The sequence below is a fragment of the Rouxiella sp. WC2420 genome (genome assembly GCF_041200025.1).
Classification (GTDB): Bacteria; Pseudomonadota; Gammaproteobacteria; order Enterobacterales; family Enterobacteriaceae; genus Rouxiella.
The window spans coordinates 3,746,559-3,773,043 of the sequence record NZ_CP165628.1 but is presented as its reverse complement, the minus strand read 5'-3'; the positions used below and the strand labels follow the sequence as shown (position 1 = coordinate 3,773,043).

The window sequence follows — 26,485 nt, the reverse complement described above, 5'->3', positions numbered from 1 at the left end:
GTGAGCAATCTGTCACTCGATTTTTCCCACAATGAGTTTCAGCCACTGGCTGCCAGAATGCGGCCAGTGACGTTAGCTGAATACATCGGCCAGCAGCATCTGTTGGCTCCGGGTAAGCCTTTGCCTCGCGCTATCGAGGCGGGGCAACTGCACTCCATGATCCTGTGGGGGCCACCGGGAACGGGAAAAACAACATTGGCAGAGCTCATTGGCCGTTATGCCGATGCCGATGTCGAACGCATATCCGCGGTGACTTCCGGAATTAAAGAAATCCGCGAAGCCATTGAGCGTGCCCGCCAGAATCGCAATGCGGGTCGACGCACGATTCTGTTTGTCGATGAAGTACACCGCTTCAACAAAAGCCAGCAGGATGCTTTTCTGCCGCACATTGAAGACGGCACCATTACTTTTATCGGCGCAACTACCGAAAATCCAAGTTTTGAGCTGAACTCGGCGCTGCTATCCCGAGCCCGCGTTTATCTGCTCAAGGGATTAACGGCGGACGACATCGAGAAAGTCATCGATCAGGCGATGAACAACGCCGATCGCGGTTATGCCGATCAAAATATCCGTATTTCTCCGCAGACTCGGCGCATGTTGGCCGAGTTGGTCAACGGCGACGCCCGTCGTGCATTGAATAGCATCGAAATGATGGCAGATATGGCGGAGACCGATGAGCAGGGAGTCAGAGTGCTGACTACTGAGCTGCTCAATGAAATCTCCGGCGAACGCAGCGCACGCTTTGATAATAAAGGCGATCGCTATTACGACTTGATATCTGCGCTGCACAAATCAGTACGTGGTTCTGCTCCTGATGCGGCGCTTTACTGGTATGCACGGATTATTACCGCCGGTGGCGATCCGCTGTATGTTGCAAGGCGTTTGCTGGCCATTGCATCCGAAGACGTGGGCAATGCCGATCCGCGCGCGATGCAAATTGCCATAGCGGCTTGGGACTGTTTTACCCGCGTTGGGCCAGCAGAGGGCGAGAGGGCGATTGCCCAGGCCATCGTTTATCTGGCCTGTGCGCCCAAAAGCAACGCTGTTTACACAGCTTTCAAAGCTGCGATGCGCGATGCCAAAGAGCAAACCGATTACGACGTGCCTGAGCATTTACGCAATGCGCCAACCAAGCTAATGAAAGAAATGGGGCTGGGTGCAGAATATCGCTATGCCCATGACGAACCCAACGCCTATGCGGCGGGAGAGAACTATTTTCCCCCTGAAATGGCAAAAACGCAGTACTATTATCCGACCGCACGGGGTATGGAAGGAAAAATCGGTGAAAAGCTGGCGTGGTTGACTGAACAAGATCAAAATAGCCCGACAAAACGCTACCGATAAATTTGCTCTTGCGGTAAGGTTACCACTGATAACTCTTTGACATGCTGCCATTTCAGGCTGCGTGTGTCATCAAAATTTTATTTAATTCAACACGACAGGATTAGCATGCTCGATCCCAATCTGCTGCGTAATGAGCTAGACGCAGTTGCAGAAAAACTCGCTCGCAGAGGTTTTAAACTCGATGTAGAAACATTGCGCGCTCAAGAAGAACGTCGCAAAGTACTGCAAGTAGAAACGGAAAATCTTCAGGCTGAAAGGAATGCACGATCTAAATCGATCGGTGCGGCCAAAGCTCGCGGTGAAGACATCGATGCCTTGCGTCAGGAAGTTAACGAGCTGGGTGACAAGCTGAGCGCAGCCAAGGCTGAATTGGAAACGCTGCTGGACGAAATGAATAAAATCACTCAGGCGCTTCCGAACTTGCCTGATGATTGCGTTCCTGTCGGTAAAGACGATAGCGAAAACCAGGAAGTTAGCCGTTGGGGCGAACCGCGTCAGTTCGATTTTGAAGTGCGCGACCACGTTTCTCTGGGCGAACTGGCCGGCGGCCTTGATTTTGCTGCCGGCGTCAAGCTGACCGGCGCACGCTTCGTGGTTATGCAGGGGCAAGTTGCCCGCATGCATCGCGCGCTCTCACAGTTCATGCTCGATCTGCACACTGAGCAGCACGGCTATATCGAAACAGCAGTGCCTTATCTGGTTAACCAGGATTCACTGTTTGGTACCGGTCAGTTGCCGAAATTTGGTGAAGATCTGTTCCATACCAAGCCACTGGGCGAAGAAGCGGGCAGCAGCAACTATGCACTGATCCCAACTGCCGAAGTCCCTTTGACCAACCTGGTGCGTGACGAAATTCTTGAAGAAGAATCTCTGCCGCTGAAAATGACCGCGCATACCCCTTGTTTCCGCTCAGAAGCCGGTTCTTACGGCCGTGACACCCGTGGCCTGATCCGTATGCATCAGTTCGACAAAGTCGAGATGGTACAAATCGTTCGCCCTGAAGATTCCATGCAGGCGTTGGAAGAGCTGACAGGCCACGCCGAGAAAGTGCTGCAGTTGCTGAACTTGCCATACCGTAAAATGCTGCTTTGTACCGGTGATATGGGTGCTGGCTCTTGCAAAACTTACGATCTGGAAGTGTGGTTGCCAGCGCAAAACACCTATCGTGAAATTTCTTCCTGTTCAAATATGTGGGATTTCCAGGCTCGTCGTATGCAGGCTCGCTGCCGTGCAAAAAACGAGAAGAAGCCTCGCCTGGTTCATACTTTGAACGGTTCTGGTTTAGCGGTAGGCCGTACTCTGGTTGCGGTGCTGGAAAACTACCAGCAGGCTGACGGCAGTATCGTGGTGCCAGAAGTTCTGCGCCCATACATGCGTGGTCAGGAAGTTATTGGTTAAGCCGGTAATTATTTGGAAATAAGAGCGATGTTCTCATCAGTCGTTTAATTTCCCAATAATCATCAAGGTCGAACGTTAAGGCGTTCGGCCTTTTTTGTACCCTTTTGGGGCTTATAGCCATCGGCGATATTTTTTAATCGAACGTCTTGTTTTAAAGCTGTTTTTTCAAGTTTTCCTATCCAAATTTAAAATAAATTCCTTAATAATCATCTTGATAGAAAATCTTCGGTCGAGCCGTGATTTTCTTCATTCAGACGATTGATTAGTTATTTAAATCATCGAAATACAGATTGTGCGGCGGCTCGATTTCGCCAGATTGACTTTTTTATTGCCAGTGGCATGATGCGCGCAATTTCCTAGCATTTCTGGTCGCTCAATCCCTATGTCTGCGTATTCTCGCCCGGTGCTGTTGCTGCTCTGCGGCCTTTTGCTGTTGACCGTATCAATTGCGGTTTTGAGCACCCTCGTCCCTTTATGGTTGACGCACGAAACCCTGCCTACCTGGAAAGTGGGGCTGGTAAGCTCTTCTTATTACGCCGGTAATTTAGTAGGGACATTGATTGCAGGTCGAATCATCAAGCGCTTTGGCTTTAATCTCAGCTACCAACTTTCTTGCATCTTGTTTGCCGTTGCGACCGCAGGATTGACACTCTCAATGAGCTTTATGGGATGGGTCAGCTGGCGATTTATGGCCGGTATCGGCTGTGCGCTGATTTGGGTGGTGGTTGAGAGTGCGTTGCTGCGTAGTGGAACGGTGAAAAACCGTGGGCAGCTGTTGGCTGCTTACATGATTGTTTATTATATCGGCACTGTTATGGGCCAGTTGCTCCTCGGTAAAGTCTCCACCGAATTGTTTAGCGTTATTCCGTGGGTCACAGGGCTGATTGTTATCGCTATGCTGCCGCTGTTATTTGCGCACATTGCTAATCAAGACAGCGAATTGCCAACTCTTTCAGTGTGGCCGATGTTCAAACGGCGTAGTGCACGCCTTGGAATCAACGGCTGCGTAATTTCCGGTATTGTGCTGGGTTCGCTTTACGGCTTGATGCCGCTGTTTCTGGCGCACCGTGGACTGAGCGATGCAGATGTGGGTTACTGGATGGCGTTATTGGTCAGCTCCGGGATTATAGGCCAATGGCCGGTAGGGCGACTTGCCGACCGCTATGGTCGTTTGATGGTGCTGCGTGTGCAAGTGTTCGTGATTATTCTCGGCAGTATCGCAATGCTTGCAGGTTATGCAATGGCACCGGCTCTGTTCGTGCTGGGTTGTGCCGGTTTTACGCTGTATCCGGTAGCAATGTCCTGGGCCTGTGAAAAGGTTAGCTCGGACGAGTTGGTGGCGATGAATCAGACATTGCTGATGAGCTATACCATTGGCAGTCTGGCGGGGCCATCAATGACCGCGATGCTGATGCAGAATTACACCGACCGGGTGTTGTTTGTGATGATCGCCGCCGTGGCGCTGGTTTATCTGGTAATGTTATTGCGCAAAGCGGATCAACAATCTACACCTGTTGCCACTGCCTGATAACGATACCCTTCGTACTTGAAGCCGCAACTGTGTTGGCTACGCTCGCTCGCCCCAGTCACTTACTGATGTAAGCTCCCGGGGATTCGTCTCGCTTGCCGCCTTGTTGCAGCTCCAATTACTTTGGGTATCTGCGAAAAGCTAAAGACTCGACCATACTTAATTTACCGATGTATCAATACATTACTGTGTGGCCATAGCTTTCCAAGATCCCCTTCACCTTATCCATGATCTCTTTGCTCGGCGGGTTAACGCCCTCGAGGCCGTACTCTTCGCCCATCGCTATCCATTTATGCTTGCCAAGCTCGTGATAGGGCAGCAGCTCGATTTTTTCGATATTTGCCATATCTTTGGTGAATTCGCCGAGCATGTGGACCGAGTGTTCATCATCTGACCAACCGGGCACGACTACGTAACGGATCCAGGTGCGTTTGTTGCGTTCGGCCAGATAGCGGGCGAAATCCAGCGTGCGGTGGTTGGATACGCCGACCAGTTTTTCGTGGATATCATCATTGAGCTGTTTCAGGTCAAGCATTACCAGGTCGGTGGCGTCGATCAGTTCATCGATTACCGGATCATAACGACGCACAAAACCGTTGGTGTCTAAACAGGTTGTAATGCCTTCTGCCTGACAGGCGCGAAACCAGTCGCGCACAAATTCGGCCTGCAAGACAGCCTCTCCGCCTGAAGCGGTAACGCCGCCTCCCGACGCTTTCATATAATGACGATAGGTCACGATCTCTTTCATCAGATCTTCGACGCTGACCTCTTTGCCACCGTGCAGATCCCAGGTGTCGCGATTGTGGCAGTACATACAACGCATCAGACAGCCCTGAAAGAACACGATATAACGTATGCCGGGACCGTCAACGGTACCGCAGGATTCATATGAGTGAATGCGACCTTGGATTGACATTGCAGGTGTTCTCCATAGTCCCAGGACTCCTTCTCGTGGAGTCTTGAAAAAGCAGCTGGCAAAAGGCCCTACCGGAGTAGAGCCTTGATAGTAATGACGATTAACTCTAAAACTGGTTACATGGATTTAGTAAAGGTTCGGGTAATAACGTCCTGCTGCTGCTCTTTGGTCAGCGAGTTAAAGCGCACGGCATAGCCGGAAACGCGGATGGTCAGCTGTGGATATTTTTCAGGATCTTCCATCGCTTCAAGCAGCATCTCGCGGTTCATCACATTGACGTTAAGGTGCTGGCCGCCCTCGATGGCATCTTCATGATGGAAGTAACCGTCCATCAGTCCAGCCAGATTGGCTTTGCGTACGTTATCGTCTTTACCCAGCGCGTTTGGCACGATGGAGAAAGTATATGAAATACCGTCTTTGGCGTAGGCAAACGGCAGTTTAGCCACTGAGGTCAGAGAGGCAACGGCGCCTTTCTGGTCACGGCCATGCATCGGGTTGGCGCCTGGTCCAAATGGTGCACCGGCACGGCGACCGTCTGGAGTGTTACCTGTTTTCTTACCGTACACCACGTTTGAGGTGATGGTAAGCACTGACTGGGTAGCCACCGCGTCGCGATAGGTTGGCAGTTTCTGAATTTTCTTCATGAAACGTTCGACCAGGTCGCAGGCAATATCGTCAACCCGCGCATCGTTGTTACCGAACTGTGGATATTCGCCTTCGATTTTGAAATCAACGGCCAGGCCATCTTCATCACGGATAGTGCTGACTTTGGCGTATTTAATCGCAGACAGTGAGTCGGCAGCTACCGATAAACCGGCTATACCACAAGCCATAGTGCGATAAACATCGCGATCGTGCAGCGCCATCAGTGAAGCTTCGTAGCTGTATTTATCGTGCATAAAGTGAATGACATTCAACGCAGTTACATACTGTTTGGCCAGCCAATCCATAAAGTGATCCATACGTTCCATCACTTTATCGTAGTCCAGCACTTCATCCATCATTGGCGCTTCTTTAGGGCCAACCTGGATTTTCATCTTCTCGTCAACACCGCCATTGATGGCGTAGAGCATGGTTTTTGCCAGGTTGGCTCGCGCGCCGAAGAATTGCATCTGTTTGCCGACAATCATCGGGCTCACGCAGCAGGCAATGGCGTAATCATCATTGTTAAAGTCCGGACGCATCAGATCGTCATTTTCATACTGAATTGATGAAGTATCGATGGAGACTTTAGCCGCGTATTTCTTGAAGTTTACCGGCAGCTTTTCTGACCACAAAATGGTCATGTTTGGCTCTGGGGAAGGCCCCATAGTGTATAGAGTGTTCAGGAAGCGGAAGCTGTTTTTAGTCACCAGCGTGCGGCCATCGACGCCCATACCGGCGATAGATTCTGTCGCCCAGATTGGGTCACCCGAGAACAACTCGTCGTATTCTGGAGTACGCAGGAAACGCACCATGCGCAGTTTCATTACCAGATGGTCAATTAATTCCTGTGCTTGTTCTTCATTCAGTTTGCCGGCTTTGATATCGCGTTCGATGAATATGTCGAGGAAGGTCGATACGCGACCGAATGACATTGCTGCACCGTTTTGTGATTTCACCGCCGCCAGATAGCCGAAGTATGTCCACTGCACGGCTTCTTGAGCAGTGCTTGCAGGGCCCGAAATGTCGAAACCGTATTTGGCCGCCATTTGTTTGATTTGGCCCAGCGCACGATGCTGTTCAGAGATTTCTTCGCGCAGCTGAATGGTCATCGACAAATCTTCGCCGTTTTCCAGTCGTGATTGCAGGGATTGGAATTGCGCGTATTTGTCGGCCATCAAGTAGTCGATGCCGTAAAGCGCGACGCGGCGATAGTCACCGATAATACGGCCACGGCCATAGGCATCAGGTAAACCGGTCAAAACGCCAGATTTACGGCAGTTCAGGATGTCTTTGGTGTAAACATCAAATACGCCCTGATTATGAGTTTTGCGATATTCAGTAAAGGTTTTTTTCAGCTGCGGGTCGAGTTCGCGGCCATAAACCTGACACGAACCCTCAACCATTTTGATGCCGCCGAAAGGAATAATGGCGCGTTTTAATGGCGCATCGGTCTGCAAACCAACAATGGTTTCCAGCGATTTATTGATATAACCGGCATCGTGCGAGGTAATTGTCGAGGCAAGGTCGGTATCGAAATCAACAGGCGCTTTAGTCGCGTTTTCCTGCTTGATGCCTACCATCACGCTGTCCCACAGAGTCGTCGTCGCCGTAGTGGCGCCTGCTAAAAATGATTCATCGCCCTCGTAAGGGGAGTAGTTTTTCTGAATAAAGTCACGTACGTTGACTTCAGTCTGCCACTCGCCAGCGCTAAAATTCTGCCATGCAGTGGTCAATTTCTCATTGAGCTTAGACATGTTGCACCTACCTCTAATTTAATTTCCCAAAATCTAAATTTCACGACCGGCAGCGTTAATGTTGCTGAGCTTGCCCATCGCGCAGATAAATAACCCAATAGGTCAGACCCACCAGCAAGCCGCCACCGATGATGTTACCAATCGTCACCGGGACCAGATTGGCAGTGACAAATTGTAAAATATTCAGGTCGGCAAACTTTTCCGGCGCACTGCCAACGGCTTGCCAAAACTCGGGAGCAGCGAAATTTTTGATAACAATCCCGAGTGGGATCATGAACATGTTGGCAATGCTGTGCTCGAAGCCGCAGGCAACAAACATAGCAACCGGCAGAATCATGGCGAACATTTTGTCCATCAGGCTTCGTCCGGAGTAACTCATCCAGACCGCCAGACAAACCATCAGATTGGCGAGGATCCCAAGACAAACGGCCTCGACAAAAGTGTGATGCATTTTATGATCGGCAGTTTGCAGGACGTTCAATCCCCATTGGCCGTTATCAGTCATCGCCATGCCGGAAAGCCAAATCAGCGCCACAAAAAACAGGGCACCCACCAGATTGCCGATATAGACGTTGGCCCAGTTACGCGCCAGCTGTCCCCACGTAATTCGACCGCTGGCTTTGGCAATAACGGTTAGCACGGTGGAGGTAAACAAGTCTGCACCGCAGACCACCACCAGCATTAGCCCCAGAGAGAAACAAATACCCCCCACCAGCTTTGCCAGTCCGAAAGGAATGGTCGAAGTGCCAGTTGTCGAGGTGATATAAAACACGAAGGCGATTGAAATAAATACGCCGGCAGTAATCGCCAGGAAGAAAGTTTTTATAGGTTGTTTGGTAGCTTTATACACACCTGCATCTTCAGCGACTTTAGCCGTTGCCGCTGGTAATAATAAATTGAAAGGGTTATCAGCGTTCACATTAACTCTCTTATCGGGGTTATGTACTGCAAGACAGATACTAGCAAGATAGTTTAGTTGAGTTATTGATTTGGATCATGAGAGGGGTTAACAAGCAAAAAGATAAAAAGGCGAAAGGGTCAATAAGCGATTAATTATTTGATAAGTAACATAAAAATATTTTTTAAGATTTATATTAAAAGTTTACCAGCTTGCCATTCCCAACGGGCTGTCCGTTGATATTTATGAAGTAATGTTGGAGCGGTGTGGAAATTATGAAAATAAAAAATAGCGTTATTTAACAATTAAAAAGTCTATCTTGGTGAAATATATCCAATGTTAAATTTAATTTTCCGCTATTTAACTCTGGAATATCAGGAGAGTCAAACCAGATAAAATGCCTTTATTTCCTTCTGCCATAAAGGATTGAATCAAAAAGGTTATTTAACATGGAAAGCGAGAATAAAAAAACCGGCAGTTTCCCACCGGTTTTTTAGTAAATACAAATCCTAAGCGGCGCTAATTATGCTTTTGACCAGTGACGACGTTTGGCCGCCTGCAATTTTTCATAGGCTGCCAGCAGCCCCTGATGAGCAGGCAAGGCTTTAAGATCTGCATCAACGGCAAACAAACCGTGGAAACGCTCTTCGCCGCTAATAGCCGCAGAGGCACGCTCAACGGCTTCCTGACCGTACATTTTAACGAATGCGCCATAGTACTGAGAGGCTTCGCGCTCGGGCTCCAGCGCCAGTTGCAGCAGAGTTTGCAGGCAACGGTAATAGTTATTGCGCTCGTCGCTGTACACGGAGGAATTGAACTCGTGTGCCCACTCGGCCCAGGTCAGAGCCTGATCCATATCACCACCGGCCAGCGCCAGCATTGATTTCAGTTCGCCGACGCGCAGCGTAGACCAGCCGTTATCCTTGCCGCTGGCGATGCCCAGCAGTTCGCGGACGCGGGTGAAGTCGTCCAGACCTTCGTCATCCAGTTGAGTGATCATTTCCAGATACTCTTCCGGGGCGAATTCAGTGTCTGGCAAGGCCAGAATTTGCTCGCGCAGGTGGGCGCCCATGCTGTTATTGGCCAGCAGCAGGTCTTCCGCCGGGTAAATATCGGACATGCCCGGAACGATAATACGGCACGCGTAAACGTCAAGATGTTCGTAATCGGCGATATAAACTTCGGCGTCTTCCTTATCGAAAATAGCCATCAGAGTCGCGAACTCTTCTTCGGTGCTGCCGCTGAAGCTCCAGTCTGCAAACTCGAAGTCAGCGTCCTGCTTGAACAGATCCCAACAGATAAGGCCGCTTGAATCGATAAAGTGAGTTTCCAGGTTAGCGTGCTCGGCAACTTCTTCGTCGTCGAAGGTTGGCGCAGTAAACACGTCCAGATCTTTCAGGCTACGACCCTGCAGCAGCTCGGTCACGGTGCGCTCAAGCGCCACGCCAAAGTCTGGGTGAGCACCAAAAGAGGCAAAACAGGTACCGTTGGCCGGATTGAAGAGTACAACGCAAATCACCGGATAGTTGCCACCCAGAGAAGCATCATAAGAAAGGATTGGGAAACCTTCTTCTTCCAGCTTGGCAATGGCTTCCACCACGCCTGGATAGCGCGCCAGCACGTCGGCCGGAATTTCTGGCAGGCTGATTGACTCGGCGATGATGCGATTTTTAACGTAACGTTCGAAAACTTCGGAAAGGCCCTGAACGCGCGCTTCGTTGGCGGTGTTACCCGCTGACATGCCGTTGGAAACATACAGGTTGCCGATAATGTTCATCGGGATATAAACGGTTTGCTGGTCTGACTGACGCGTAAACGGCAGGGCGCAGATCCCACGATCCGCATTGCCGGATTGCAGATCGATCAAATCGCCGCCGGTTAGCTCTTTCTCTTCGTCGTAAAACGCGTGCAGGCGCTCATCGAGGATGCCCGCTGGCAGGCTGTTATCTGCCGGGATTGGGAACCATTTTTCATTCGGATAGTGAACGAATTCGCCGTTGGCAATCTCTTTGCCCAGATAGAAATCGGCGAAGAAATAGTTGGTGGACAGACGTTCGAAGTATTCTCCAAGCGCCGAGGCCAATGCCGCTTTTTTACTGGCTCCCTTGCCGTTGGTAAAGCACAGCGGGCAATCGCGATCGCGAATGTGTACGGACCAGACGTGTGGGACCGGATTCAGCCACGAGGCCTCTTCAATATTGAAGCCGAGATCGGTAAGTTTCTGCTGAAAACGGGAGATGGAGTCTTCCAGCGCCGCGTCTTTGCCAGGGATAAAAGTTTGCGTCATTGAGTTCACTTTTGTGCGTTCTAAAAACGCGCAATGATACGGGTTTTTTGGCTTCAGCTCCATGTATTCGTGCCGCTAAGAAAAAAGAATATCAGCGCTGGCGACATGAATTTTATTACTGATTATTAATCTGTGGCGAATAACAATTGCAGCAGGTGGAGACCAGTGATAAAACCGATTAACTGGTTGTTGATAATGCCCATCGCGTTATTGTGGCTGTCAATCAATGACACAACTGGCTTTCAAGTAGCTATCTAAAAGAAGTGGTGAGGGGAAATGACTCAGGTTTACAATTTTAGCTCAGGCCCGGCGATGATCCCGGCTGAAGTGTTACGTCGTGCCGAACAAGAACTCTGCAACTGGCACGGCCTCGGTACCTCGGTGATGGAAATCAGTCACCGTAGCAAGGAGTTTATCCAGGTAGCCGAAGAGTCCGAAAAGGATATTCGTGACCTGATGAATATCCCCTCGAACTATAAAGTCCTGTTCTGTCACGGTGGCGCGCGCGCGCAGTTTGCCGCAATCCCGATGAACCTGCTGGGCGATAAATCTACCGCAGACTACATCGACGGCGGTTATTGGGCACACAGCGCAGTGAAAGAAGCGCAAAAATATTGCACGCCGAACGTTATTGATATCACTACTACTATCGGTGACAAGCGCGGCCTGCTGCCAATGAGCGAGTGGAAACTGAGCCAGGACGCGGCCTATGTTCACTATTGCCCGAACGAAACTATCGATGGTCTGGCGATTGATGAACTGCCTGATTTTGGCGACAAAGTGGTTATCGCCGACTTCTCGTCCACCATTCTGTCAAGCCAGATTGATGTTAGCCGCTTTGGCGTGATTTACGCTGGCGCGCAAAAGAACATCGGACCTGCTGGCCTGACGTTGGTTATCGTGCGTGAAGACCTGCTTGGCAAGGCGCGCAAAGAGCTGCCGTCAATTCTCGACTACACCGTGCTGGCCGAAAACGAATCTATGTTCAACACGCCGCCAACTTTCGCCTGGTACCTGTCTGGTATGGTATTTAAATGGCTGAAGGAACAGGGTGGCATTGCTGAAATCGAAAAACGCAACAAAGCGAAAGCTGAGTTGCTGTACAAAACTATCGATAGCAGCAACTTCTACCGCAACCAGGTAGCCGACGCCAACCGTTCACGCATGAATATTCCATTCCAGCTGGCAAATCCTGCTCTGGATGAAGTATTCCTGAAAGAATCACTGGCAGCCGGTCTGCATGCCCTCAAGGGCCACCGCGTAGTTGGCGGAATGCGCGCCTCTATCTATAATGCCATGCCGCTGGAAGGCGTTCAGGCGTTGACTGCGTTTATGAATGACTTTGAAAAACGTCACGGTTAATTCCGCGCAAAGCTAACTGTTTGATTTGCATTTTTATTATTAGAAATGTTGGTGATTAAACATAACCCCGGTCAATGATCCGGGGTTATGTTTTTTGAAAGATTAACGAAGACCTTTTCCGATTTGTGGGGACCCTGTGGAAGCTTTAACTATTCAGCCTGTTGCGCATGTCAACGGCACAATTAATTTACCCGGTTCAAAAAGCGTCTCGAACCGTGCACTTTTACTGGCCGCTTTTGCCAAAGGCACGACTCGACTGACCAATCTGCTGGACAGTGACGATGTTCGCCATATGCTCAACGCCCTGACCGCTCTGGGTGTCACGCATCGCCTGTCGGCTGACCGCACCCTTTGCGAAATTGACGGTTTAGGCGGGATTTTCCCGAAAGCCGATAATCTGGAACTGTTTCTGGGCAATGCCGGTACAGCAATGCGCCCGCTGGCAGCCGCGTTATGCCTGGGTCAACAAGATGTAGTATTGACCGGCGAGCCGCGCATGAAAGAGCGCCCAATCGGCCATCTCGTTGACGCTTTGCGTCTCGGTGGCGCGCAGATCGACTATCTCGAGCAAGAAGACTACCCGCCATTGCGCCTGCGCGGTGGCTTCAAAGGCGGTGAAATCAGTGTTGATGGCAGCGTATCCAGCCAATTCCTGACCGCGCTGCTGATGACTGCACCGTTGGCGGAAAATGACACTATTATTCGTATCAAGGGTGATTTAGTTTCAAAACCTTATATCGATATTACCCTGAATCTGATGAAAAGCTTTGGCGTGGTCGTAGTCAATGAAGACTATCAGCAGTTTCGCGTGCAGGCCAGGCAGAGCTATCTTTCGCCGGGTAATTACCTGGTCGAGGGCGATGCCTCTTCCGCCTCTTATTTCCTGGCGGCTGCGGCTATCAAGGGTGGCACGGTTCGCGTAACCGGTATTGGTAAAAACAGCATGCAGGGCGATATTCGTTTTGCCGACGTGCTGGAGAAAATGGGCGCGACGGTCAACTGGTCTGAAGATTATATCGAGTGTACTCGCGGTGAATTGCATGGCATCGACATGGATATGAATCATATTCCCGATGCAGCCATGACTATTGCTACCGCGGCGCTGTTTGCTCAGGGCCCTACAACGCTGCGCAACATTTATAACTGGCGCGTGAAGGAAACCGATCGTCTGGCGGCAATGGCGATCGAACTGCGTAAAGTCGGTGCCACGGTGGAAGAGGGCGAAGATTACATTAGTATCGTCCCGCCAACTTCACTGACCTTTGCGGAAATTGGCACCTATAATGACCACCGCATGGCAATGTGTTTCTCGCTGGTGGCGTTATCTGATACCCCGGTTACCATTCTCGATCCGAAATGCACCGCCAAGACCTTCCCTGATTATTTTGAACGCCTGGCTTCATTGAGCACACCGGTTTAAGGTTTTATACCTCGCGTGATCAAAACGGACATTACGGGTGTCCGTTTTTTTCTTTTTCACCGTCATCTTGCTGTCGCTGTGCTTAAATAATCTCTGTCTCATAGGTTTACTGTCTGTTTCACCGTGAAGTTGATTAGCTTTACCGCGATCGGTAGCTTATTTTCTTTAACACGCTGAAGTGGGTTAACAGTTCGGCCAAAGGCAGCGTATAATGCTGCACCTGAATTAACCCCGTTGGTTAATGATGAGGGGATTTCCCCACCGAAAGGAGAGAGAAATGACGGCTATGACCTCGTCTATAACCCCAGTGATAACGGTCGATGGGCCTAGCGGTGCCGGTAAGGGCACCCTATGCAAGGCTCTCGCCGAGGCGTTTGGATGGCACTTGCTGGATTCCGGTGCAATTTATCGTGTCTTAGCCCTGGCTGCGCTGCATCACCAGGTTGATATCGTCTCGGAAGAGGCTCTGGTGCCGCTGGCTGCGCATCTTGATGTTCGTTTTGTAGCAAACAACGGTCATCTCAATGTCATTTTGGAAGGTGAGGATGTCACCCATGAGATCCGCACTGAAGCCGTAGGCAATACCGCATCACAAGCCGCTGCTTTCCCGCGCGTACGCGAGGCCCTGCTTCGCAGACAGCGCGCTTTTAAAGAGAAGCCTGGCCTGATTGCCGATGGCCGGGACATGGGCACTGTGGTGTTTCCGGAAGCCCCTGTGAAGATTTTTCTTGATGCCAGCCCGGAAGAACGAGCAAACAGAAGAATGCTACAGTTGCAGGAAAAGGGCTTTAGTGTTAACTTTGAACGTCTTTTAGCCGAGATAAAAGAGCGGGATGACCGTGACCGTAATCGGCCTATAGCGCCTCTGATACCTGCGCAAGATGCATTAATGCTGGATTCAACCAGTATGTCCATCGATACAGTTATCGAGAAAGCGTTGGCTTATGCCACTGAAATTTTAGGATTGCCGTTGCAACAAAAACGGTGATCCCTGCAAATATCTGGTGCTACTCCACTCTTTTTTGTGAAGAATCAGGAGGTAGTGCCAGTTTTTGCTACAGTTTTTTTTAACCTCGCGGCCAGGACGGTAGTGGGGCATTTGAAACAACCCCATCCAGCATGAAGCCAGATGGACGTTAAACTTAAGAAACTAAAGATTATCAATATGACTGAATCTTTTGCTCAACTCTTTGAAGAATCCTTAAAAACAATCGAAACCCGTCCGGGTTCAATCGTTCGTGGTGTTGTTGTGTCTATCGACAAAGACGTCGTACTGGTTGACGCCGGTCTGAAGTCTGAGTCTGCTATTCCAGCAGAGCAGTTCAAAAACGCACAGGGCGAACTGGAAATCCAGGTAGGCGACGAAGTTGACGTTGCACTTGACGCTGTTGAAGACGGCTTCGGTGAAACTCTGCTGTCCCGTGAGAAAGCTAAGCGTCATGAAGCATGGCTGATGCTGGAAAAAGCTTACGAAGAAGCTGCAACTGTTACCGGTGTTATCAACGGTAAAGTTAAAGGCGGTTTCACCGTAGAGCTGAACGGTATTCGTGCGTTCCTGCCAGGTTCACTGGTTGACGTGCGTCCTGTTCGCGACACTCTGCACCTCGAAGGCAAAGATCTTGAGTTCAAAGTCATCAAGCTGGACCAGAAGCGCAACAACGTTGTTGTTTCTCGTCGTGCAGTGATTGAGTCTGAGAACAGCGCCGAGCGCGATCAACTGCTGGAAAACCTGCAGGAAGGCATGGAAGTTAAAGGTATCGTTAAGAACCTCACTGACTACGGCGCCTTCGTTGATCTGGGCGGTGTTGACGGCCTGCTGCACATCACCGATATGGCTTGGAAGCGCGTTAAGCACCCAAGCGAGATCGTGAATGTTGGCGACGAAATCACTGTTAAAGTTCTGAAATTCGACCGTGAGCGTACTCGTGTTTCCCTGGGCTTGAAACAGCTGGGCGAAGATCCATGGGTTGCTATCGCTAAACGTTACCCAGAAAGCACCAAGCTGACTGGTCGTGTAACCAACCTGACTGATTACGGCTGCTTCGTAGAAATCGAAGAAGGCGTTGAAGGTCTGGTTCACGTGTCCGAAATGGACTGGACCAACAAAAACATCCACCCATCCAAAGTTGTTAACGTTGGTGACGTAGTGGAAGTTATGGTTCTGGACATCGACGAAGAACGTCGTCGTATCTCCCTGGGTCTGAAGCAGTGTAAAGCTAACCCATGGCAGCAGTTTGCAGAAACTCACAACAAGAACGACCGCGTTGAAGGCAAAATCAAGTCAATCACTGACTTCGGTATCTTCATCGGTCTGGATGGCGGCATCGACGGCCTGGTTCACCTGTCTGACATCTCCTGGAACGTTGCAGGCGAAGAAGCAGTACGTGAATACAAAAAAGGCGACGAAATCGCAGCTGTTGTTCTGCAAGTTGATGCAGAGCGTGAGCGCATCTCCCTTGGCGTGAAGCAACTGGCAGAAGACCCGTTCAATAACTACCTGTCTGTAAACAAGAAAGGTACTATTGTTACTGGTAAAGTCACTGCAGTTGACGCTAAAGGTGCTACAGTTGAATTAGCAGGCGGCGTAGAAGGTTACCTGCGTGCTTCTGAAGCTTCTCGCGACCGTATTGAAGACGCAACTCTGGTTCTGAACGTTGGTGATGAAGTTGAAGCTAAATTCACTGGTGTTGACCGTAAGAACCGTGTTGTAAGCCTGTCCGTCCGTGCTAAGGACGAAGCAGACGAGAAAGATGCAATCGCCGTGGTTAACAACAAACCAGACGAAACCAACTTCTCTAACGCTATGGCTGAAGCGTTCAAAGCGGCAAAAGGCGAGTAATAACGGGACGCAGCTCTTATTAAATTAAGAGCTGTTTCTATAACGGTAGTTTAGCTGCAAAGCTTGGAGGTTATATGACCAAGTCTGAACTTATTGAAAGACTTGCTGGCCAGCACTCTCATGTCCCGGCGAAAGCCGTTGAGGATGCCGTGAAAGAGATGCTTGAACATATGGCTGCAACCTTAGCTGATGGAGAACGCATCGAAATCCGCGGGTTTGGCAGTTTTTCTCTTCACTACCGTGCTCCGCGCGTGGGACGCAACCCTAAAACGGGCGACAAAGTTGAGTTGGACGGCAAGTACGTTCCTCACTTCAAGCCAGGTAAAGAGTTGCGCGACCGTGCGAACATTTATGGCTAAGGACTCGTCCTTAATATGAATGTATGCCTATAGCGAACAAAACGGTGCCTTAACGGGCACCGTTTTTTTTGGGCTGTGACTTGCCGAACCCCTCTAACTGCAACAAGTTTGATAATCGACTTTTTGTTCTGCGTGACATCTCGCAACCTTCTATTTTGTTGATTGAACCCACTTCCTATCTCGACAACAATCCTTTCTCGCCGGACTTGCACGCTCGTAAATCTTTCGAGGAAAGGAATGATCACTATCACCCTGACACAGGCCGCGTTGGCTTTAGTCGCCGGTATCTTGCCTTTGACGGTGCTACCCGCTTTACCCGGACTCTATTCTGGCATTGCGCTGTTTGTTATCGCCTGTATTGCGGGGAGCTTACCCTATCATTTTAGCAAGCTGCTGAGCGTGGCCCTGTTAGGCCTGCTTTGGGCAACTTTTAATGCCCAGCAGATTTTGCAGCAAACCAGCGCCCTTGTCGGCAACCGCCAGCAGGTTGTTGCTACAGTCAGCAGTTCATATTTGCAGAAAGAAGAATCACATAAAGTCGTTCTAACTTTAAAAGAAGTAAACGGGCAACGGATTTTTCCACCTCTTACGGTCAAAGTTTCTAGTGATAGTTTCCCTGGTGGGTACTGCGCCGGGCAGAACTGGCTTTTGACGATGAGTTTGAGGCCGGTACACAGCCAGCTGAATCTGGCTAGTTTCGATTCTCAGCGCTGGGCTGTGGCAAATCGGCAAACGCTTCGTGGGAGTATTCGCTCGGCAGGGCTGTTGTCTGGTGAATGTTCTATTCGTCAGGAGAAAATTAATGTCGCTTCCGGGCAACTTGCTGGCCTGGAGAATATGCCAGTACTACTGGCGCTGGCCTTTGGCGAGCGTGGCTTAATTGACCAAAAGACCCTTCAGCTATTCAAGGTCACCGGAACGGCACATCTGATGGCGATTTCCGGGCTGCATATTGGTGTCGCCGCGCTAATAGGCTGGTTATCGGCTCGCGGATTGCAGTTTCTTCTGCCACTGCGGCTCATTGACTACCGTTTTCCGATCCTCCTGAGTTGGCTGGCAATGGCCTATTATACTTGGCTATCGGGTCTGAATCCTCCTGCAATGCGCGCAGCGCTCGCAATTACACTGTGGCTGGTATTACGCTTGTGCAAGGTGCGTAGCGATCCTTGGCAAGTCTGGAGCTGGGGCGTGGCATTGTTGATGGTAAGTGACCCCCTTGGCATTCTTTCCGACAGTTTCTGGCTATCGTGCTTTGCGGTAGCCGGGCTGATTTTCTGGTTTCAATGGGCACCTTTACCCAGCCGCTATTCTCGGCACTGGTATTGGGCCTGGGTTCGATGGGGACATCTTCAGGCGGGTATGACCTTTTTGCTCTTACCGATGCAAATAGGGCTGTTTCACGGTTTAAGCAGCGCATCTTTTGTAGCTAACCTTTGGGCAGTACCTATTGTCTCTTTGTTCACTGTTCCACTGGTGCTGCTGGCACTGTTCCTGAACCATTTCCCCTATGATTTAGCTCAGCCCTTGATAGACCTGCTTTGGTTATTGGCCGACCATAGCCTCAAATGGGTCGTTGCAGGTTTACAAAGGGTTGAACATTACTGGTTGCCCTTGGGTGAAACTTCGGTTGCGCTAAGTTTTAGTGGCTGGATAGCGGTGATCGTCTGGCGAATGGGGTGGTTCAAAACGCATTATACGAGCGTGATGGCTATATGCGGTCTAATGTTGCTCTGGCGGCAAACGACGAATAAAGAGAATTGGCGGCTTGATATGCTCGATGTTGGTCACGGACTGGCAATTTTAATCGAAAAGAACGGTCGCGGAGTTCTTTATGACACTGGCAATCGCTGGGAAGGGGGATCGCAAGCTCAAATGCAGATCCTGCCTTACCTGCAGTGGCGAAATATCGATTTGGATCAAATTATTGTCAGCCATAGCCATATGGATCATCACGGCGGCACCGAGCTAGTCAAGGCCGCTTTTCCCGCTGCCATTGTACGTTCATCTTTTATCGGTAACCGGCCTTGTATAAAGGGGCAGATCTGGCATTGGCAAAGTCTACGTTTTGAAGTTCTATGGCCTTTGACTTTGAAGGAATATGCGAATAATAACGACAGCTGCGTGATAAAAGTCAGTGACGGCAGATTTAGCGTGCTGCTCAGCGGTGATATCGAGAAAGAAGCCGAGATGCAGCTAGTCAGAGAGAATAGAAAAAATTTGCGAGTAAATTTATTGCAAGTTCCCCATCATGGTAGCAACACTTCATCTATTGGACCTTTCCTGCGCGCTACAGGTGCCGAGGTTGCAATAGCCTCAGCTGCCCGTTTTAATGTATGGCGCTTACCGGCTGAAAAAATTAAGCAGCGCTATCGGAAAAATGGCGTAATCTGGCGCGACACTGCGCGTTCCGGTCAGTTAAGTGCATTTTTTTTCAACAATCATTGGGTTGTGAAAGGTCTACGCGAGCAATTAATGCCGCGTTGGTACCATCAGTGGTTTGGTGTTAGGGGAGATAATGAGTAGAATAGGCCGCTGTTTATTTCGCTGCTGGTTAATTGCATGATGAATGATAAAGATCTCTCCACCTGGCAGACCTTCCGTCGCCTTTGGCCGATGATCACACCTTTTCGAACCGGGCTTATTGCCGCCGCAATTGCGCTGGTAGTCAACGCTGCCGGTGACACCCTCATGCTATCGCTGCTTAAGCCGCTCCTGGATGATGGTTTTGGTAAAACTGACCGTTCCGTGTTGCTATGGATGCCGCTGGTGATTATTGGACTGATGCTCGTGCGTGGCGTCAGTAGTTATATCTCGAGTTATTGTATTTCCTGGGTTTCCGGCAAGGTTGTGATGCAAATGCGTCGTCGCCTGTTCGGCCACATGATGAGAATGCCGGTGGCGTTCTTTGACCAACAGTCCACCGGGACCTTGCTGTCGCGCATTACTTACGACTCCGAGCAGGTTGCATCGTCTTCTTCCAGCGCCCTGGTTACCGTGGTGCGTGAGGGGGCCTCGATTATCGGCCTGTTTATTATGATGTTCTATTACAGCTGGCAGTTGTCGGTGATCCTGGTTGTTATCGCGCCGATCGTTTCTACCGTGATCCGCGTGGTATCCAAGCGTTTCCGTAATATCAGCAAAAATATGCAGAACACTATGGGTCAGGTAACCACCAGTGCCGAGCAGATGCTGAAAGGCCATAAAGAAGTATTGATCTTCGGCGGTCAGGCTATCGAAACCGAGCGTTTTGATAACGTCAGCAACCACATGCGTCGCCAGGGGATGCGCCTGGTGTCAGCATCTTCTATTTCTGACCCGATTATTCAGCTGATTGCTTCATTGGCCCTGGCTTTCGTGCTTTATGCTGCCAGTTTCCCATCGGTTATGGAAACGCTGACAGCCGGTACCATTACTGTGGTCTTCTCTTCGATGATTGCGCTGATGCGTCCGTTAAAATCACTGACTAACGTCAACGCCCAGTTCCAGCGCGGTATGGCTGCTTGCCAGACGTTGTTCCATATTCTGGATTTAGAACAGGAAAAAGACGAAGGGAAACGTGTAGTTGAACGCGCCAAGGGCGACATTGCTTTCAAAAATGTCACCTTCAGCTATGGCAGCAGTGAAAAACCGGCTCTGCGAGACATTTCTTTTGAAATCCCCGCAGGTAAAACGGTGGCGCTTGTCGGGCGCTCCGGTTCTGGTAAATCGACAATCGCCAATCTGATGACGCGTTTTTATGATATTCAACAGGGTGAGATTTTGCTCGACGGCCATGACTTGCGTGAATATACCTTGTCATCACTGCGCGATCAGGTCGCCTTGGTTTCGCAAAACGTTCACCTGTTTAATGACACCATTGCCAACAATATCGCCTACGCACGCACTGAAAAGTACAGCCGTGAGGAAGTGATTAAAGCAGCGACCATGGCACATGCGATGGATTTCATCAGCAAGATGGAAAATGGCATTGATACTGTGATCGGCGAAAACGGCGTGCTGCTTTCAGGGGGGCAACGCCAGCGTATTGCGATTGCGCGTGCACTGTTACGTGACTCGCCGGTACTGATTCTCGACGAGGCGACTTCGGCGCTGGATACCGAGTCTGAACGCGCAATTCAGTCTGCATTGGATGAACTGCAAAAAAACCGTACTTCATTAGTGATTGCTCACCGCCTCTCAACCATCGAGAAGGCCGATCAAATCCTCGTTGTCGAAGATGGCAAAGTTGTTGAACGCGGTGCCCATGCAGACCTCCTCGCCGAGCGCGGAGTCTATGCCCAGCTTCATCGGATGCAATTTGGCCAATGATTGAGCGTATCTGGTCAGGTCAATCCGCATTGTATCGGCTGTTGCTTCCGCTGAGCTGGCTGTACGGATTGATCACGCTGGTACTACGTTTTTGCTATAAAAAGGGCTGGAAGAAAAGCTGGCGAGCACCGGTACCGGTAGTCATCGTCGGTAACCTTACTGTCGGGGGTAACGGCAAAACGCCAGTAGTTATCTGGTTGGTCGAGCAGTTACAACAGAAGGGGCTAAGCGTAGGCGTAGTTTCTCGCGGCTACGGCGGTAAGGCTGACAGCTATCCTTTAGTTCTTGATAACACTACTACTACCGCAAAGGCGGGGGATGAACCGGTGCTGATTTATCAACGCACCGGCGCCCCGGTTGCCGTCTCGCCATTGCGTTCAGATGCTGTTAAAGCGCTGCTTGCCGCCACGCCGATTGATATCATTATTACCGATGACGGTTTACAGCATTATGCCTTGCAGCGGGATTTCGAAATTGTAGTCATTGATGGTGCCCGTCGTTTCGGTAACGGCCATTGGATCCCTGCTGGCCCAATGCGCGAGCGGGCATCCAGATTACGTAGCGTTGATGCGGTTATAGTGAACGGCAGCAATCAAGAGCAGGGCAGTGAGACATTGATGCAATTGCAGCCGGGTTTGGCTGTAAATTTATTGACTGGCGAAAAGCGTGCTGCAAACACATTGCAAAACGTGGTTGCCATGGCAGGCATTGGCCACCCGCCACGGTTTTTTGCCACTCTGAATCAGCTTGGTGTGGTTATCGATAAAGAGGTGTCTTTTGCCGATCATCAGGCCTATCAGGCTGCGCAACTCACGGCATTAAGCAACGGCCAGCAAACATTGCTGATGACAGAAAAAGATGCCGTTAAGTGTCGTAGTTTTGCTCAGAAAAACTGGTGGTATCTTCCTGTCGATGCTCATCTTTCCGAGCCAGGGGCTACAGCTTTACTTGAGAAAATCAGCGCGATTGTCATTAAAAATAGCTAATCGGGAGGGAATTGTTTCAAAGCGAAAGAAATTAAATTAGTAATTACTTTGATCTTTAAGGAATAATTTCTAAACTTTTGCTTTATCAAGAATAACCCCCGACGAAAACTTGACCATCATCACGTTTTATGAGTTAATAAGACACAGCCTATGAAGTTGAAAGGCTATTTATGAGACAGTATCGTTAGCATCCCTCCAGTAGTTCACTGATTTGTGTGTTAACCCTAAAAATTAGTTGTTCCTCCCAAATACGTTATCTCCTTTGTGACTCACTTTTGTTGACTTTAACAAACTGATTCACTAAAAAGTCTGATTCCGCAATAAGACGAAACTTCTGAACATCTCCCATAAGTAACTTTCTTGATCATAGTCAATAAGTCCGTGGATCATAGCTAATATGCCACTGGCAGAACTTGATGAATTGCGCTTTGTGAACTATGTTTGATACGTGTTGTCAAATTTAACGAACACAAAGAGATGCGTCGATTTATCGTTAAGAATACCCTCCCTGACGGCGGGTTAAAAATGTGCTCATTAGAGGTTTATATAAGAATAACTTTAGAATGGGCCAGCGCATCCGAACAATAATAAAAAAGCGTTGTAATGGATGCCCGAAAAAAGGAAATAAATAATATGATGTTAAAAATGGGTCTAGTGAAATGGTTTAATCAGGCTAAAGGCTACGGTTTCATTTCTCCACTCGATGGCACTTCCGAAATTTACGTTAGCCGCAATTCTATTGCGACACGTACTAAATCTCTTAATGCCGGTCAAAGCGTAGAATTTACTATTTATAATAGTTCTTCTCATGGCCCAGCGGCCGCAGACGTTATTGCTTTCTAAGCTGACTTCTTCCGCTAGCCAATAGTCATCACCACCTTAGCGTGATGACAAATCAGCGTGGTGAATTTTACCCTCTGATAAAAATATGATATCGATATCCGTACACAGGTTAAACGCGCTGCTTTCTCCAAATAATTGAAATCAGGCTCGGCCAGCAAACACGGATATCGATATGCCCACAAACAGCATTTCTCTTTCTGCCGCTCGCACGATTCATCTTGCTGCTCAGCAATTGCAACACCCCCATAAAACTCAATCTACCCCGCAAGATGTCATTACTTCTATCCAGCGCATGGCGTTACTGCAAATCGATACCATTAGCGTGGTTGCGCGCAGCCCGTATCTGGTTCTTTTTAGTCGTCTGGGTAACTATCCTTCCGAATGGCTTGAGTCTGCTCTCGCCGACCGCAAAATATTTGAGTATTGGGCTCATGAAGCCTGTTTTATTCCGATTGAAGACTATCGCCTGCTGCGTCACAAGATGTTGAATCCACATAATATGGGCTGGAAATTTAATCCGACATGGTTTGCCGAGCATGAAACCGATATTCAGGCGCTGCTGCAGCTCATTGCTGAAAAAGGCCCGGTGAGATCTGCCGACTTTACTGCCGACAAGCGTGGAAGCAGCGGATGGTGGGACTGGAAACCGCATAAGCGCCATCTGGAAACACTGTTTACCAGCGGTGAGTTGATGGTGGCGGAGCGCCGTAATTTTCATCGCGTTTACGATCTCCGAAAAAATATTTTGCCGGAATGGGATGACGTCACACAGGCACTGGACCAGCAGAGCGCCGAGTTTGAAATGCTCTGTCGATCCGCTGAGGCGTTGGGTATCTTCAGAATTGAATGGTTAGCTGATTATTATCGACTCAAACGAGTTAACGGCAAACAATTGGCCATCAAGTTGCAGGAGGAAGGGGTAATAAAGCCTGTGCAAGTCGAAGGCTTTGCCGAGCCGTTATTTGTTCACCAATCAAGTTATAAATTGCTGGAAGAAGCGTTGACGCGAAAAATTACCTCTACTTTGACCACGCTGCTTTCTCCTTTTGATCCCGTAGTTTGGGATCGAAAAAGAGCGCTGGAGCTGTTTAATTTTGATTACCGGATTGAATGCTATACCCCCGAGGCCAAGCGAAAATACGGTTATTTCACCTTACCAATCCTCAATCGTGGAGAAATCATCGGCCGCACAGATGCCAAGATGCATCGTAAAACGGGCATCCTGGAAATAAAAAGCCTGCATATTGAACCCGGCGTCAAGATCGGATCGCGCCGATCTCGCGATATTCGCCAGGCAATTAGCCGTTTTGGTTGCTGGCAGGGGGCGAGCCAGGTGATCGTGGGCAATATTCCACAGGTGCTTCTTGAGAATTGGGGTGAGGGCTGGGATCTGACGGAATAATATTCTGCTGAACGGGACTATGAATTGAAAACGGCTGCATTCGGCAGCCGTTTATCTGTCTCTCAACCAGATTAATTACTGTAGTTGGCAAACATAGCGATGATTTTATGGAAAAGTTTCATTTCTTCACTCTTGAATGGCAGTTTTATGTGATGTTGCTCACAAAAAAATCATACGCCTGCTCTTGAGTTTTCGCAATATTCACTCAAAAACTTCTTCCGTCAGGATAGTTAACGGCAGGTAGTCGCTGTGCTATTCTCTGTCACCATAATGGCTTACCTGCTGTCGGCTTTTCGATACAGAGTGAGTGCTCTTTTACGCCTCACGGAGGAATTATGGACCATCGTTTACTTGAAATTGTTGCTTGCCCAGTCTGCAACGGAAAATTGTACTTTAATAAAGAATCTCAGGAACTTGTCTGTAAAGCCGATGGTTTGGCTTACCCGGTTCGTGATGGTATTCCGGTGCTGCTCGAAGTTGAAGCCCGTTCATTGTCTGCCGACGAGATCCATCCATGAGTTTTGTTGCCATTATTCCAGCTCGCTATGCGTCGAGCCGCCTGCCGGGTAAACCGCTGGCCGACATTAATGGCAAGCCAATGATAGTGCACGTGATGGAGCGCGCTCGAGAATCGGGAGCCAAACGCGTGATTGTGGCGACCGACCATCCTGACGTTAAAATCGCGGTTGAGTTGGCGGGTGGTGAAGTTTGCATGACCCGTCCCGATCACCAGTCAGGTACCGAGCGGCTGGCAGAGGTTATCGAGCTGTGTGGTTTTGCCGACGATGAAATTATCGTTAATGTGCAGGGCGATGAGCCATTAATACCGCCGGTAATCGTGCGTCAGGTCGCTGACAACCTCGCCCGGTGCGCTGCAGGCATGGCGACTTTGGCGGTACCGATTACCGACGCGGAAGAAGCGTTTAACCCTAATGCAGTCAAGGTGGTAATGGATGCTCAGGGCTTTGCGCTGTATTTTTCTCGTGCAGCCATTCCTTGGGATCGTGAACGTTTTGCCGTTTCAAAAGAAATCATCGGTGATGCCTTCCTGCGCCACATCGGAATTTACGCCTATCGCGCCGGTTTTATTCGCCGTTACGTGGCATGGGAGCCGAGCCAGCTTGAGAAGATTGAGCTATTGGAGCAGTTGCGCGTGCTGTGGTATGGCGAGAAGATCCACGTTGCCGTAGCGAAGGCTATACCTTCTGTAGGCGTTGATACTCCAGAAGATTTGCAGCGCGTGCGCGATTTTTTTACCAATAAATAATCTTTTCTGAACTGCTTTATGTACCGTTCTTCCCTGAACGGTACAATATTCTGCCGAAATAAATCCCCGTTGTTAATTTCCCGTGCTGGTGGGCTGAGGGTCGCTTCCTGACACTTTGTCGGTGATGAATTGCCAGACTCTCCCGACAAACTCGTACCAGAAACGTTCGCTATGCACTAAATACAGTGGCTGAGGGATGACTCTCTCCCAAGGTTCCATCGGCGAGTCGATAGCCATTTGATTGGCCGGACCCGGAATTGGCGAAAGTCCCTGCTGGTGGAAAAACTCCATTGCGCGCGGCAAATGATTCGCTGATGTCACTAAAACGAAAGGCTGATGTCCAATGCGTTTTGCCACCTCTTTTGCTTCGGCACGAGTATCCAGAGGCTGGTCGAGAATAATAATATCTTTGGCCGGAACGCCCAGGCTTTCTGCTGTCAACGCGCCCACTTCAGCGTTACTTTTCGGATTAGTAAACGCTGCTGCGCCGGTGAAAATCATCTTGGAACCTGGATTCATCAGATAAATCCTGACACCCTCAGTGAGACGCGGTAACTGGTTATCAATCAGATTCGAACTCGGCGCCCATTTGGGGTTATAAGTATAGCCACCACCCAGCACCACTACATAGTCGACTGGACCCTGACCGTGATAGGTATCATAAGTATTTTCAAACTGTCGTAGCAGGCTATCAGCAACAGGTTGCAGGCTTAGCAGCCCAAGACATAGCCAACTGAATAAAAAAATAACTTTCCCTGTTTTTTGTCTGCGGGTGAACCACAGTAAAAACAGTGCCAACGCCATCAGAGACAACAAAAAGGGCAGAGGCATCAGGAGACTGCCTACAATCTTTTTCAGGATAAAAAGCATCGGTTTTTACTTCCTTTTGGGTGAAAAAACGCCATCCGGCCGAGATTCTCGGTCAGGAT

Annotated in this window: 20 protein-coding genes; 15 read left to right on the top strand and 5 right to left on the bottom strand. The window is 49.6% G+C overall.

From position 1 onward, the window contains the following. From AB3G37_RS17525 to AB3G37_RS17515, 3 genes are all read left to right on the top strand, one after another. Positions 1 to 1,344 carry a replication-associated recombination protein A gene (locus tag AB3G37_RS17525; protein WP_369788626.1) on the top strand — a complete coding sequence of 448 codons (1,344 nt, stop codon included), beginning with the start codon at positions 1 to 3 and terminating at the stop codon, positions 1,342 to 1,344. 105 nt (positions 1,345 to 1,449) lie between these two features. After that, the gene (serS, locus tag AB3G37_RS17520; RefSeq protein ID WP_369788625.1) at positions 1,450 to 2,742 is read left to right on the top strand and encodes a serine--tRNA ligase; all 1,293 of its coding nucleotides are present in this window, start codon (positions 1,450 to 1,452) and stop codon (positions 2,740 to 2,742) included. 382 nt (positions 2,743 to 3,124) lie between these two features. Continuing rightward, on the top strand, positions 3,125 to 4,270 hold the full coding sequence (locus AB3G37_RS17515) for an MFS transporter (RefSeq protein ID WP_369788624.1): 1,146 nt from the start codon (positions 3,125 to 3,127) through the stop codon (positions 4,268 to 4,270). A gap of 175 nt (positions 4,271 to 4,445) precedes the next feature. Here AB3G37_RS17515 and pflA read toward each other — a convergent pair whose 3' ends face one another. From pflA to ycaO, 4 genes are all read right to left on the bottom strand, one after another. Next, positions 4,446 to 5,186, bottom strand: a complete 741-nt coding sequence (gene pflA, locus AB3G37_RS17510; RefSeq protein ID WP_009636646.1) for a pyruvate formate lyase 1-activating protein — start codon at positions 5,184 to 5,186, stop codon at positions 4,446 to 4,448. Positions 5,187 to 5,302: 116 nt separating this feature from the next. Further along, positions 5,303 to 7,585: a formate C-acetyltransferase gene (gene pflB, locus AB3G37_RS17505; RefSeq protein WP_369788623.1), complete on the bottom strand. Its 2,283-nt coding sequence runs from the start codon at positions 7,583 to 7,585 to the stop codon at positions 5,303 to 5,305. Positions 7,586 to 7,640: 55 nt separating this feature from the next. Further along, a complete protein-coding gene (gene focA, locus AB3G37_RS17500; protein WP_369788622.1) occupies positions 7,641 to 8,504 on the bottom strand; it encodes a formate transporter FocA in 864 nt (287 codons plus the stop codon). 502 nt (positions 8,505 to 9,006) lie between these two features. Continuing rightward, positions 9,007 to 10,770, bottom strand: a complete 1,764-nt coding sequence (gene ycaO / locus AB3G37_RS17495) for a 30S ribosomal protein S12 methylthiotransferase accessory factor YcaO (protein WP_369788621.1) — start codon at positions 10,768 to 10,770, stop codon at positions 9,007 to 9,009. Positions 10,771 to 11,046: 276 nt separating this feature from the next. On the opposite strand from ycaO, the gene serC reads away from it, so the two are divergent. The 12 genes from serC (at position 11,047) to kdsB (ending at position 25,556) form a co-directional block, all read left to right on the top strand. After that, the gene (gene serC, locus AB3G37_RS17490; protein ID WP_009636642.1) at positions 11,047 to 12,132 is read left to right on the top strand and encodes a 3-phosphoserine/phosphohydroxythreonine transaminase; all 1,086 of its coding nucleotides are present in this window, start codon (positions 11,047 to 11,049) and stop codon (positions 12,130 to 12,132) included. A 136-nt stretch (positions 12,133 to 12,268) separates the two neighbouring features. Further along, positions 12,269 to 13,552, top strand: a complete 1,284-nt coding sequence (aroA, locus tag AB3G37_RS17485; RefSeq protein WP_369788620.1) for a 3-phosphoshikimate 1-carboxyvinyltransferase — start codon at positions 12,269 to 12,271, stop codon at positions 13,550 to 13,552. A gap of 286 nt (positions 13,553 to 13,838) precedes the next feature. Continuing rightward, positions 13,839 to 14,540 carry a (d)CMP kinase gene (gene cmk / locus AB3G37_RS17480; RefSeq protein ID WP_037378180.1) on the top strand — a complete coding sequence of 234 codons (702 nt, stop codon included), beginning with the start codon at positions 13,839 to 13,841 and terminating at the stop codon, positions 14,538 to 14,540. Positions 14,541 to 14,717: 177 nt separating this feature from the next. Beyond that, entirely contained in the window at positions 14,718 to 16,391 is a 1,674-nt protein-coding gene (rpsA, locus tag AB3G37_RS17475) for a 30S ribosomal protein S1 (protein ID WP_009636639.1), read from the top strand. A 74-nt stretch (positions 16,392 to 16,465) separates the two neighbouring features. Then, entirely contained in the window at positions 16,466 to 16,750 is a 285-nt protein-coding gene (gene ihfB, locus AB3G37_RS17470) for an integration host factor subunit beta (protein ID WP_009636638.1), read from the top strand. Positions 16,751 to 16,987: 237 nt separating this feature from the next. Beyond that, positions 16,988 to 19,273 (top strand): ComEC family protein, encoded by a 2,286-nt coding sequence (locus AB3G37_RS17465; protein ID WP_369788619.1) that lies wholly within the window; start codon positions 16,988 to 16,990, stop codon positions 19,271 to 19,273. A 36-nt stretch (positions 19,274 to 19,309) separates the two neighbouring features. After that, positions 19,310 to 21,058: a lipid A ABC transporter ATP-binding protein/permease MsbA gene (gene msbA / locus AB3G37_RS17460; RefSeq protein WP_009636636.1), complete on the top strand. Its 1,749-nt coding sequence runs from the start codon at positions 19,310 to 19,312 to the stop codon at positions 21,056 to 21,058. Next, on the top strand, positions 21,055 to 22,044 hold the full coding sequence (lpxK, locus tag AB3G37_RS17455; RefSeq protein WP_009636635.1) for a tetraacyldisaccharide 4'-kinase: 990 nt from the start codon (positions 21,055 to 21,057) through the stop codon (positions 22,042 to 22,044). Before msbA ends, lpxK begins: the two co-directional genes overlap by 4 nt. Positions 22,045 to 22,677: 633 nt before the next feature. Continuing rightward, positions 22,678 to 22,887, top strand: coding sequence for a cold-shock protein (locus AB3G37_RS17450; RefSeq protein ID WP_009636634.1), 210 nt, complete (start codon positions 22,678 to 22,680; stop codon positions 22,885 to 22,887). Between the two features lie 172 nt (positions 22,888 to 23,059). Continuing rightward, complete coding sequence (locus AB3G37_RS17445) at positions 23,060 to 24,289, top strand: winged helix-turn-helix domain-containing protein (protein ID WP_369788618.1); 1,230 nt, start codon at positions 23,060 to 23,062, stop codon at positions 24,287 to 24,289. A 335-nt stretch (positions 24,290 to 24,624) separates the two neighbouring features. Further along, a complete protein-coding gene (locus tag AB3G37_RS17440) occupies positions 24,625 to 24,807 on the top strand; it encodes a Trm112 family protein (RefSeq protein WP_009636632.1) in 183 nt (60 codons plus the stop codon). Beyond that, the gene (gene kdsB, locus AB3G37_RS17435) at positions 24,804 to 25,556 is read left to right on the top strand and encodes a 3-deoxy-manno-octulosonate cytidylyltransferase (protein ID WP_009636631.1); all 753 of its coding nucleotides are present in this window, start codon (positions 24,804 to 24,806) and stop codon (positions 25,554 to 25,556) included. Before AB3G37_RS17440 ends, kdsB begins: the two co-directional genes overlap by 4 nt. Before the next feature lie 72 nt (positions 25,557 to 25,628). On the opposite strand, the gene elyC is transcribed toward kdsB, so the two are convergent. Beyond that, positions 25,629 to 26,426, bottom strand: a complete 798-nt coding sequence (gene elyC, locus AB3G37_RS17430; RefSeq protein WP_009636630.1) for an envelope biogenesis factor ElyC — start codon at positions 26,424 to 26,426, stop codon at positions 25,629 to 25,631. Positions 26,427 to 26,485 lie beyond the last annotated feature (59 nt).